Genomic DNA, 13,379 nt, shown 5'->3' on the forward strand with positions numbered 1-13,379 from the left:
TTACTCCCGTGCTTTGACGGAGGCCAGCGGAGTTGACGCGCCTGCAGGCATCACACTGGCCTTGCGCAGCGCTGCGAATACTTCGTCGCGAGTGCCGAGCATCTGCACGCCACCGTCTCGCAGCATCAGCACCTTATCGACGGCGCAGAGCACATTGGGACGGTGGGAAATCAGAATGACGGTGGCGCCGCGGTTTTTGAGTTGGGCCAGCGCATCGACCAAAGCCTTTTCACCGACGTCGTCGAGGTTGGCGTTCGGCTCGTCCAGCACGATCAGATTGGGTTCTCCATACAGCGCGCGGGCCAAGGCGATGCGTTGTTTCTGGCCACCGGAAAGCGGGCTGCCATCGGTGCCCAGACGGGTCTCATAACCCTGCGCCAAACGCAGGATCATCTCGTGCACCCCAGTAGTCCTGGCGGCGCGGATGACCGCGTCGCTGTCCACTTCGCCAAAGCGCGCAATGTTGTCGGCGATGGTGCCCTCGAACAGCTCCACGTCCTGTGGCAGGTAACCGAGCCAGGGGCCAAGTTCGCCCTTGTTCCAGGTGAATATGTCTGCGCCGTCCAGGCGCACCTTGCCGGCCTGTGCCGGCCAGACGCCGACCAACAGGCGGGCGAGGGTGGATTTGCCCGAGGCGGATGGGCCGATGATGCCAAGGCTTTCGCCGGGGGAAAGGTTGAAAGTCACCCCGCGCAGAATCGTGTTGCTGGTGCCGGGGGAACCGGCATACACATTCTCCACCGCCAGCATGCCCAGCGGCCGTTGCAGCGACATGCTCGGTGGCCGGCGTGGATAGTCGTTGAGCATTTCATTCAACCGGCCCCAGGCCGAACGGCAGCCAAGCAGCTGCTTCCAGGACGCGATGACTTGTTCCACCGGGCCCAGCGCGCGGCCGGTGAGGATCGAGCAAGCAATCATCATCCCGGGGGTGATCTTGCCTTCGATCGCCAGCAGCGCGCCGGCGCCGAGGATCAGCGACTGCAACGTGATACGCACGAAGCGCCCGGTGCTGCTGATCAGGGCGGCACGGTCGGAGGCCAGGGTCTGCATTTCCAGGATGCGCAAATGGCTTTGGTACCAGCGCTTGCCGATCGACGGCAGCATGCCCATGGCCTCGATGACCTCGGCGTTGCGCAGATTGTTGTTGGCGTAACTGGCGGAGGAGAGGGCGGCCTGATTGGCTTCGGCCAGCGGCTTTTGCGTCGCCTTCTCGGTGAGATAAGCCAGGGCCACCAGAATCAGCGAGCCGATCAGCGTGACCAGTCCGAGCAGCGGATGGATCAGGTAGGCGACCAGCAGGTAGATCGGCGTCCATGGCGCATCAAAGAAAGCGAACAGGCCATTGCCGGTGAGGAATTGACGCACCTGTGCGAGGTCCTGCAGCGCCTGGGCCGGATTACCTCCGGCGCGGCTCAGGTTGCGCTCGAATGCTGCGGTGAAAATGCGTCGATTGAGGTCCATGTCGAGGCAGTTGCCGACCCGGATCAGCACGCGGGTACGGAACATTTCCAGCGTGGCCATCAGCAAGAACAGGCCTATCACCAGAATGGTCAACATCGTCAACGTTGTGACGTTGCGACTGACCAAGGCCCGATCGTAGACCTGCAGCATATAAATAGCTGGCGTCAACATCATGACGTTGATGACGCCGCTGAACCCTGCCAGCGAGTAAAAACTGCGACGAAGTCGAAAAAGCGCGTCGGCCAGCTCTGATCGGGTGCTCGACTGTTTGTGCATTTTGGGTGACCCCTCTTCGAAAAGCCGTTTGCCCTTGCGGCGCAACAGCAAACAGATCTAGTTCCGCAGGTAGCTGGTTGATTCGCAGGTTGGTCGCTCTAGGGGCGCATCACCTGAAAATCTCTGCGTCGCTCTCATGGCAGCAGCGTAGGTGTCGTCGAAACAATCTGAAATAACATTTCGCTCTAATGTCGCGAATGATTTTCTATAAGTCTCATAAAAACAGTCAGTTATGAGGTCAATCACCGGTCGTCTGTTTTGCGTGTCGTAAAATTGACAATTTTTCGCTATGCAACTTTAGTCTCAGTCATTGAGGGAGCCGCTCGCCTGAAGCCTGTCAACTTTTTGGCAACGCAAGGTGTGATGATTTTCCCGATGGAGCACACCATGTCGATGATTTCGTTCTACTGCGCAGTGAAGGGGATGTTCAGGAAGTTCGCTGTTACTTCAAGTTTCCATGGCCCACCCAGGGCTAGGGTTCGCTCTGCCTAATCGCTCAGCGAGCCATTCTTTGCGAATTCCAGGCGCGCATCCCGGAGGGGCCGTGTAACGGCTCTGCCTTCCCGAGCCAACGCTCGCCCAAAAAAAAGAACCAACACACTGCGCAAGCCAGCACCGGACTGGGCGTGGGCGGATTCTTATCGTCCCGTGTCCTTTCCCCAAAGAGATCGAGGGCAATCAAAATGGCCAATTTCAACAAGTCGGACCTGGAGTTCATCCTTAAGCAAATCTTCATCGCAGAAGCGCATGCCGATGGCGCCAGCCTCAGTGATTTGCTACCCAACAGTCAGGTGCCATTCGGCCTGCGCACCGTCGATGGCAGCTACAACAACCTGGTCGCCGGGCAAAGCGAGTTTGGCGCCGCGGACAATTCCTTCCTGCGCGTGCTTGATGCCCAGTATCGAGCGGCTTATGCCGCGTCAGGGAATGTGGTCGACCCGCAGCCACGGATTATCAGTAACCTGATCGTTGACCAGACAGCCAACAACCCGGCCGCAGTAGCAGCGAACGGCGGTGCAGACCCGGTGATCAGCCCCGGTCTGGATGGCGTGTTCGGCACGGCCGACGACAAGGAAGTGTTCTTCATCCCCAACGTGTCGCCGGACGTGGGTCTGACCGCCGGCTTCAACTCGTGGATGACCTTCTTTGGCCAGTTCTTTGACCACGGCCTCGACCTGGTCACCAAGAGCAGTACCGACTTCGTGTTTATTCCGCTGCAGCCGGATGATCCGTTGTTCGTGCCGGGCAGCCCGACCAACTTCATGGTGCTGCCACGTGCCGTGCATACCCCCGGCGCGGACGGAATACTCGGCACTGCCGATGACGGCCAGCCCAACACCACCTCGCCGTTCGTGGACCAAAGCCAGACTTACAGCTCGCACCCCTCGCATCAGGTGTTCCTGCGCGAGTATGTCCTCAACGCGGCAGGTGACCCTGTTGCAACGGGGCGCTTGATCACCAACCGCGATCTCGGCGCCGACGGCAAGTTCGGCACTGCCGATGATGGCGACGGCACAAATGGCGGCATGGCGACCTGGGCAGTGGTCAAGGCGCAGGCCCGTGACATTCTCGGCATCAACCTGACCGACGCCGACGTGCACAGCGTGCCGCTGCTGGCAACCGATGCGTATGGCAACTTCATCCGCGGGCCGAGCGGCATGCCGCAGGTGGTGATGCGCGTCAGCAACGGTGCTGACGGGATCGCCGGAACAGCGGATGACATCACTCAACTGGTCGAAGGCAACCGGGATGCTCCGATCAGTCTGGCCAGCGCCGTGAGCGCCGGGCATGGCTTCCTCGACGACATCGCCCACAATGCCGCGCCAGTAGTGGTTGGCGGGGTTCTGCAGGCGGATGCTGACACCGATATCGGCAATGCACAGCCGGTGGGCGCGGGCGGCAACAACCTGACCTACGACAACGAACTGCTCGACGCTCACTACATTGCCGGCGATGGCCGGGTGAACGAGAACATCGGCCTGACCACCGTGCACCATGTGTTCCACTCCGAACACAACCGCCTGGTCCAGCAAACCAAGGACACCCTCCTTGCCGCCGGCGATCTGGCCTTCCTCAATGAGTGGCTGGTGGACGACGTGGCCGCGATACCGACTACACCCGCCGGAATCGCGGCGTTGGTGTGGGACGGCGAACGCTTGTTCCAGGCCGCCAAGTTCGGCACCGAGATGCAGTACCAGCACCTGGTGTTCGAGGAGTTCGCACGGACCATTCAGCCGCAGATCGACGGGTTCCTTGCCCCCAACGGCTATGACACCTCGATCAACCCGGCCATCCTCGCCGAGTTCGCCCACGTGGTGTATCGCTTCGGTCACTCGATGTTGACCGAGACCGTCGATCGCTTCGACCCCGAGTTCAATCCGCTCCTCACTGACCCGAACAATCCGGACTCGCAAATGGGGCTGATCGCAGCCTTCCTCAACCCGCTGGCGTTTGCCGGCAGCGGGGCGACGGCGGACGAAGCGGCAGGGGCGATCATTCGCGGTGTGACCCGTCAGCTCGGCAACGAGATCGACGAGTTCGTCACCGAGGCGTTGCGCAACAATCTGCTCGGTCTGCCGCTCGATTTGCCGAGCCTGAACCTGGCGCGTGGTCGCGACACTGGCATCCCTACGTTGAATGAAGCACGCCGTGAGATGTACGCATCAACCGGCGACAGCCAACTCAAGGCGTACATCAGTTGGGCTGACTTTGCGGACCACCTCAAGCACCCCGAATCCCTGGTCAACTTCATCGCCGCCTTCGGCACCCACGGGGCATTGACTGCGGCCGACGTGGATACGCTGGTGGAGATGCGTGCGATTGCCGCTGCCCTGGTGTTCGGCGGCAGCGCGGTGATCAACGCTGGCACTGCCGATGAGCGTACCTTTACCGCCACTCAAGCGGATCGTCTGGACTTTCTTAACAGTTCGGGCATCTACGCCATGGTCAACGGCGTCACCACCACCGGTGTGGACGACATCGACTTCTGGGTCGGTGGCCTCGCCGAGCAGAAAATGCCGTTCGGCGGCATGCTCGGCTCGACGTTCAACTTCGTGTTTGAAACCCAGTTGGAGGCGTTGCAGAACGGCGACCGTTTCTACTACCTGTCGCGTACCGCGGGACTGCACTTCGGCACCGAGTTGGAGAACAACTCCTTTGCCAAGCTGATCATGCTCAACACCGATGTCACCCACCTGTCGAACACCGTGTTCCTGACACCGACGTTCAGCCTCGAAGTGAATCAGGCCAATCAGTTCACTAACCTTGGCGTGGACGGCAAAGCCGATCCGACGGGCGGCATCATGATCAACGGCGTGGAAATCGTGCCGCTGGTGATCCGCGACAACCCCGACACCGTGGGTGCAGACAGTAACTATCTGCAATACACCGGTGAAGACCATGTTGTCCTGGGCGGCACGGCCGGCAATGACATCATCATCTCCGGTGACGGCGATGACACCCTTTACGGCGACGGCGGTAACGATCGCCTCGAAGGCGGCGCCGGCAACGATGCGGTACTGGGTGGCGCGGGCGATGACATCATCACCGACTCGTTCGGCGACAACCGTCTGGAAGGTAATGCCGGTAACGACGTGATCGTGGCCGGTAGCATGCTGGTTGCAGGCAACCTGATTCTGGGGGGCGATGGCCAGGATTTCATCGTCACCACCGAAGACATCACTACGACCTTCGGCGGTCAGGGTGACGATTTCATCCTCGGCGCCAAGACCAACCTGCCACCTACCGGCAACGAAGGTGATGACTGGATCGAGAAGGGCACGCAGGACGGTGCGCCTGGCGATAACTTCTCGCCGTTGCTCAATGACGATGTGGTCGGCAACGATATCTTTGTCGGTGGTGGTGGCTTCGATGAAATGATCGGCGAGGGTGGCGATGACATCTTTGTCGGCAGCGATGCCCAGGACAAGATGGACGGTATGTCCGGTTTCGACTGGGTGACCTACAAGAATGACAGGGTTGGTGTGACCGTTGATCTGTCCTTGGCCGCGCTGGCGCAGCCACACGGCAATGCGCCAAACCAGAACGCCGGGGTGTTCAATCCGGTCGGCGCCTCGCCGGCCTCGATTCTCGACCGTTTTGCCGAGGTCGAAGGCTTGTCCGGTTCGAAATACGGCGATGTGCTCAAAGGCGATGATGTTGATGCGGTCACTATCGTCAACCACGGTGGTGCCACGGGCGGTGCGCTGACCAATGTGGCGTTGATCCACGGACTGGAGCAGTTTCTGGCCGATGCCGGTTTGCCGACCACCGGCTTTGCCACGGGCAACATCATCCTCGGTGGCAATGGCAGTGACCTGATCGAGGGCCGGGGGGGCGATGATCTGATCGATGGCGACAAATGGATCAACGTCAGAATTGCGGTGTATGCCGCCGACGACGTCAACCATACCGGTCCCGAGATCGCCTCCTTCGACAGCATGGTCGATATGATCCCGCTGATGCTGGACCGCACGTATAACCCGGGTCAGCTCAAGGCCGTGCGGGAAATCATGTCCGGCACCTCGACGGGCGGGGCGGCCTTCGACACCGCCATTTTCTCCGGGCTCCAGTCCGAGTATACGGTGACACGTGACACCCGCGGCACGCTCAATGTGGCGGACGATGTCTGGACGGTGGCCGATACCGTAGCGGGCCGCGACGGCACCGATACCTTGCTGCATATCGAACGCCTGCAATTCGCCGATACCCAGCAAGTGCTGGTGACGGGGCTGAACGCACAACCGGTGGGCAGGCCGACCGTCACGGACGGAAACGGCGGCGCGATCACCGTGGGCGACACACTGACGGTGAGCATGGCTGGTGTGCGCGATGCCAACAACATCGCGGTGGGTAATCTGCAGGGTACGGTCAACAACACCTCGGTTTCCTACTATTGGCAGTTCGAGGCAAATCCAGGCACCGGCGTATTCGAGGACATCATCCTGTTGCCGGCCGGCGACCTGGCGTTCCAAAGTGCCGACGGCACCTCGTTCAAGGTCTCCCCGGACCTTGCCGGGCTGTCACTGCGGGTCAAGGCGATCTACCAGGATGGTCATGGCACGACTGAAATAGTGTTCTCGCAGCCGACGGCCGTGGTGGTTCCCGGCGCGCCGGTTGTGCCGACGGCGCCGACACCTGTCGTCGATGCCACGGCGGGTGGCGAGGGCCTTCACATGGTCCGCTCCGACCTCAACTTCATTCTTGATCAAATCAAGATTGCCGAGGCAGACGCGGCCGGTCAGGACATCCTCTCGCTGATCCCGAATATCCGCGCACCCTTGGGCCTGCGTGCGGTCGATGGCTCGAACAACAACCTGATGAACCTCAACGGCATTAACAACACCGAGTTTGGTGCCGCCGATAACACCTTCCCGCGTTTGAGCACTCCGGTCTTCAATCCGGCGGAAGGTGCACCTGCCGGATTCTTTGGCCCCGGCTCGCCGGCCATTCCGGGATCGTCGTATCAGCAGACCAGCGGCTCTGTGTTTGACTCGCAGCCGCGCACCATCAGTAATCTGATCGTCGACCAGACGTCGAATAACCCGGCGGCCTATGCCACGGCTTACGACCCGGGTGCGGATGGTGTGCTCAACTTCGGCGAGGTGGGTAACGACGACGTGCTTAAGGATGGCGTACGGATAGTCGCCAGCCCGGGCATGGATGGTCAGTTCGGTACTGACGACGACCACGATGTGTACCTGTTCGAGAACACCACGGCGGATGCGGGGTTGTCCGCGCCGTTCAACGCCTGGATGACCTTCTTCGGGCAGTTCTTCGATCACGGTCTGGACCTGGTGACCAAAGGCGGTTCGGGCACCATTTTCATCCCGCTGCAACCGGATGATCCGCTGTATGTGGAAGGCGGCAACGCCAACTTCATGGTGCTGACCCGCGCGACCAACCTGCCAGGGGCGGATGGTGTTCTCGGCACGGCCGACGACATCCATGAGCACACCAACACCACCTCGCCGTTTGTGGATCAAAACCAGACCTACAGCTCGCACCCGTCGCACCAGGTTTTCCTGCGCGGTTATGAGCTGACCGACAACGGCCCCATCGCGACCGGCAGGCTGATCACTAACGTTGACCTGGGATTGGATGGCAAGTATGGCACCGCGGACGACACCGAAATCGGTGGCATGGCGACCTGGAAGGTGGTCAAGGCGCAGGCCAACGACATCCTGGGTATCCACCTTACCGATGCCGACGTCGGCAACGCCCCGTTGTTGGCGACTGACGCCTACGGCAATTTCATCAAGGGGCCGAACGGCTTCCCGATGGTCGTGATGAAGGGTGCGGACGGTCTGGGTGGCACGGCTGATGATGTCCTTGTCGAAGGCAATCCGCTGTCTCCCATTAGCCTGACCAATGCGGTGCGCACCGGTCACCAGTTCCTCGTCGACATCAACAACAATGCAGCGCCGGTCATCGTCGGCGGGGTTCTGCAGGCGGATACTGACACTGATGTCGGCAATGCGCAGCCAGCGGGCCCAGGCGGCAACAACCTGACCTATGACAACGAACTGCTCGACGCTCACTACATCGCTGGCGACGGCCGGGTCAACGAGAACATCGGCCTGACCGCGGTGCATGCGATCTTCCACTCCGAGCACAATCGGCTGGTCGCACAGACCAAGGACACCGTGCTCGATTCGCATGACGTGGCCTTCCTCAACGAATGGCTGCTCAACCCGGTGAGTGCTTTGCCGGTCAACCAGGCTGAGATCGATGCGCTGGTGTGGAATGGCGAGCGCTTGTTCCAGGCTGCCAAGTTCGGCACCGAGATGCAGTATCAGCACCTGGTGTTCGAGGAGTTTGCGCGGACCATCCAGCCCAGGGTCGACCTGTTCTTCGCACCGACCCAAGTCTATGACGTCGACCTCGATGCCTCGATCGTCGCCGAGTTCGCCCACACCGTGTACCGGTTTGGCCACTCGATGCTGACCGAGACCGTCGATCGCTTCGACGCCAATTTCAACGTGATTGGCGATCCGAACAACGGTGATCCGAATCAGCAAATCGGCTTGATCGCGGCGTTCCTCAACCCGTTGGCGTACGCCGCCAGTGGGGTGACGCCAGAGGATGCGACCAGTGCGATTATTCGTGGGGTGACTCGCCAGGCCGGTAACGAAATCGACGAGTTCGTCACTGAGGCGCTGCGCAATAACCTGCTGGGTCTGCCGCTCGACCTGCCGGCGCTCAACCTCGCCCGTGGCCGTGACGTGGGGATTCCCTCGCTCAATGCGATCCGCCGCGACATCTTCAGCCAAACCGGTGATACCCAACTCAAGCCGTACAGCAGCTGGGTCGACCTGGTGCAGCATCTCAAACATCCGGAGTCGTTGATCAACTTCATCGCGGCCTATGGCACGCATGAGACGATCACGGCGGCGGACACGCTGGCAGAAAAACGCGCTGCAGCCATGGCGCTGGTATTTGGTGGTGCTGATGCGCCGTCTGACCGCCTGGCCTTCCTCAACGGCAGCGGTGACTGGGCCAACGTAACGCGCGCCGGCAAGGATGGGGTGATGGGGACTGCCGACGATCTGAAGGGAGTGACGATCACGGGCGTCGATGCCATCGACCTCTGGATCGGCGGCCTGGCCGAAGAGAAAACTCCGTTTGGCGGCATGCTCGGCACGACCTTCAACTTCGTGTTCGAGAACCAGCTGGAAAAACTGCAGGACGGTGACCGCTTCTACTACCTGGAACGTACCGCTGGTCTGTCGATGAACGCCGAACTGGAAAGCAACTCGTTCGCCAAGTTGATCATGGCCAACACCTCGGCCACGCACTTGCCGGGCCTGGTGTTCTCGGACCCTGCGTTCTATCTGGAAAGGGACCAGAGCAAGCAGTACAACGATGGCCTGGGCAACGCCGATCCGCTTTCCGATAACAACGATCAGGTGGTGTTCCGCGACAATCCGCTGACCGCGGGGCCGGACGCCAACTACATCCGGTACTCGGGTGACGAGCACATCGTGATGGGTGGCACCAACGGCGCAGACATCCTCGTCTCGGGTGGTGGCGATGACACGGTCTGGGGGGATGCCGGCAACGATCGCATCGAAGGCGGTAACGGCAACGACCAACTGCGCGGTGGCGCCGGCGACGACATCATCACCGACCTCGGTGGCGACGATAACATCCAGGGTGGCGACGGCAACGACGTGCTGCATGGAGGCAACGGCGTCAACCTGATCATTGGCGGGTTCGGCAATGACTTCATCATCACCGGTGAAGACGCTTCCGAGGCCATTGGTGGCCAGGGCAACGACTTCATCCTGGGCAGCAAAGCCAACGAACAGGACATGGGTAACGAAGGCGACGACTGGATCGAGAAGGGCACTTCGGACGGTGCACCTGGCGACAACTTCGACCCGGCTGGCAATGACCCGGTGATCGGCAACGATGTGTTCATCGGCGGCAACGAGAACGACAAGTTCAATGCCGAAGGCGGCGACGACATCATGGTCGGCAGTCTTGGCATGGGTGACCGCTATATCGGCGGCTCCGGCTATGACTGGGCAACCTTCAAGGACCTCGCCCAGGGCGTGACCATCGATTACAGCGACCGCTTTTTCGATGTTCCACCGGTGCCGGGTTCGGGTGCTTCAGCGCTGGTGCGCTTCGACATCGTGGAAGGTCTGTCGGGTTCATCGCACGGTGACTTCCTGCGCGGTGATAGCGAAGATGCCACATCGCTGCCCACTGCGGGTGCAACCGGCAGTGTGTTGACCAACATCAACCTGATCAACGGCCTGGCTGATTTGCTGCCAGCCGGAGCGACGTTCTACGACGGCGGCAACATCATCCTCGGCGGTAGCGGTAGCGACCTGATCGAAGGTCGCGGTGGTGACGACATCATCGATGGTGACAAGTGGCTGAACGTGCGCATCAGCGTACGGGCGAACGCTGATGGCACTGGCCCGGAAATCGCCACGTTCGACAGCATGGAGCCGATGGTGCCGTTCATGCTGAACGGTACTTACAACCCGGGCCAGCTGGTCATTGTGCGGGAGATTAAGAGCGGCGATAACAGCTTCGACACCGCGTTGTTCACCGGTAATTTGGGCGAATACGGTATCGAGATCGATGGCAACACGGTCATCGTGACCGACTCGGTGGCAGGGCGTGATGGCGTCGATCGTCTGACGGGCATCGAGCGTCTGCAGTTCGCTGACGGTGCGCTGCCGTCCGGAGTGGGGACCGCCCAAAACAACGACCCATTGGGTCATCTGGCAATCCTCGATGCTGCCACCGGTGTGCGTGATGAAACGCCTGTGGCCGGCCAGTTGCTGCGTGTCAGTGATTCGGCGGTACGCGACGCGGACAACCAGAGTGTGGCCAATCCGACCGGTGCTGTGACCGGCGGAGTGGCTTACTACTGGCAGGTCGAAAACATTCCTGGATCGGGCGTCTTTGAAGACATCACCTTTGTCGCCGCTGGCGAGGTATCGCGGGCGATCGGCGCCACCTACCGGGTGGCGGACGATGTGGCGGGGCTGAACATCCGCGTCCGTGCGGTGTATCAGGATGCCAAGGGCACGCTGGAGATCGTCGAGTCGTCCGGGAACAGTACACCGACCGAAGGGCCGACCGTTCTCGGGCTTGCAGTGCAGAACCAGGTGTTGACCGCTGACCCGTCGACCATCGTCGACCTCGATGGCGTGAGCACTACGCAGTTCACCTACCAGTGGCAGGCGAACGACGGGCTTGGCTTCGTCAACATCGCCGGCGCTACCGGTAGCACGTTCGCGCTTGGCCAGGCTCAGGTCGGCCAGGAAGTGCGCGTGGTGATGGGTTACGTGGATAACTTCGGTGTAGCCGAAAGCGTTTCGTCCAACATCCTCGGGCCGGTGGACAACGTCAACGATGCACCGACTGCAGGGCCGACCGTAACCGGGCTTGCAGTGCAGAACCAGGTGTTGACGGCTAACCCGGCGAGCATCATCGACATTGATGGCCTCAGCAATCCGCAGTTCACCTACCAATGGCAGGCGAACAACGGGCCTGGCTTCGTCAACATCGCCGGCGCTACCGGCAGCACGTTCGCGCTTGGCCAGGCTCAGGTCGGCCAGGCAGTGCGCGTGGTGGTCAGTTACGTGGATGACTTCGGTGCGGCCGAAAGCGTTTCATCCAACGTCCTGGGGCCGGTGGCCAACGTCAACGATGCACCGACAGGCGTGTTGCTGATCAGCGATACGACACCGGATCAAGGGCAGGTGCTGACCGCGCTGACGGCCGGGATTGCCGATGCCGATGGGCTGGGCACCTTCAGCTTCCAGTGGCAGCAAGGTGTCGGTACGTCCTTCACTAACATCAACGGCGCGACTGCTGCGACCTTCACCCCTGGTGCGGCGCAGGTCAATCTGCAACTGCGAGTGATCGTGCGCTACACCGATGGCTTCGGCACGCTGGAGTCGGTGACCTCGGCGGCGACGGCGGCGGTGGTGATACAGGGCGTGGTACTGCAGGGCAACGCTTTGGCGAACACCCTCACCGGCACCGCGGGTAACGATGTGCTGTCTGGCCTGGGCGGGAACGATACGCTGAATGGCCTGGCCGGTAGCGACCAGTTGTTTGGCGGCACTGGCAACGACATCCTCAACGGCGGAGACGACAACGACGTCCTCAATGGCGAGGACGGCAACGACACCCTCAACGGTGGGCTCGGCGCGGATGCCATGAACGGCGGTGCCGGCAACGACACCTTTGTGGTCGACAACGTCGGTGACTCCGTCACCGAGGCGCTGGGTGGTGGTACCGATCTGGTGCAAACCAGCCTGACGAACTACCTGCTCGGTGCCAACGTCGAGAACCTGACCTATACGGGCGCCGGTAACTTCACCGGTACCGGTAACGCGCTGGCCAACACCATCACCGGCGGGGTGGGTAACGACTTCCTCGATGGCGGTGCAGGTGCTGACCGGTTGGTGGGGGGAGCCGGCAACGATACCTACGTTGTCGATTCAGCCGCAGACGTGGTGGTCGAGGTGGCGGGTGCCGGTACGGACACCGTGCAGACTTCGCTGGCCAGCTACACGCTGGGCGCTGATGTCGAGAATCTGACCTACTCCGGAGCCGGCAACTTCGTCGGCAACGGTAACGGGTTGAATAACGCCATCACCGGCGGGGTGGGTAATGACACCCTCAATGGTGGCGGCGGTAACGATATCCTCACCGGCAACGGCGGCAACGACACACTGAATGGCGGTGCAGGCAACGACTCGCTGCTCGGGGGTGACGGTAACGACACATTGTTGGGTGGTGCCGGCAATGACGTTATCGATGGCGGTATTGGCAACAATACGGTCACTGGCGGTGCCGGCAACGACGTGATGGTTGCCAGCAGTGGCAACGATATCTTCATGTTCGCATCGGGCTTCGGGGTCGATCAGATCATCGGCTTCGATGCCAACGCGGTGGGAGGGCAGGACCTGCTCGATATTTCCGCGTTCGGCGTCACGGCTGCGACCTTTGCCGGCACCGTCGTCATCACCGATGTCGGTGCGGATACCTTGATCAGCGCCCCAGGAATAGCTGATTCCATCCGCCTGGTCGGTGTGGCCGATGCAACAACCGTCACTGCCGCAGACTTCATTCTCGCCACTTGAGGTCCTGATCAGTACTGTCGCAGA

The 13,379-nt window shown here is 61.1% G+C and carries 2 protein-coding genes; one reads left to right on the top strand and one right to left on the bottom strand.

Annotated features, from left to right (window positions below; translation table 11 throughout):
* A complete protein-coding gene (locus QF010_RS08950; protein WP_033059940.1) occupies window positions 1-1,737 on the bottom strand; it encodes a type I secretion system permease/ATPase in 1,737 nt (578 codons plus the stop codon).
* Between the two features lie 683 nt (window positions 1,738-2,420).
* On the opposite strand from QF010_RS08950, the gene QF010_RS08955 reads away from it, so the two are divergent.
* Window positions 2,421-13,355 (top strand): peroxidase family protein, encoded by a 10,935-nt coding sequence (locus tag QF010_RS08955; protein ID WP_429532917.1) that lies wholly within the window; start codon window positions 2,421-2,423, stop codon window positions 13,353-13,355.
* Window positions 13,356-13,379: the final 24 nt, after the last annotated feature.

This window comes from Pseudomonas silensiensis, assembly GCF_050434865.1.
GTDB lineage: Bacteria > Pseudomonadota > Gammaproteobacteria > Pseudomonadales > Pseudomonadaceae > Aquipseudomonas > Aquipseudomonas fluorescens_W.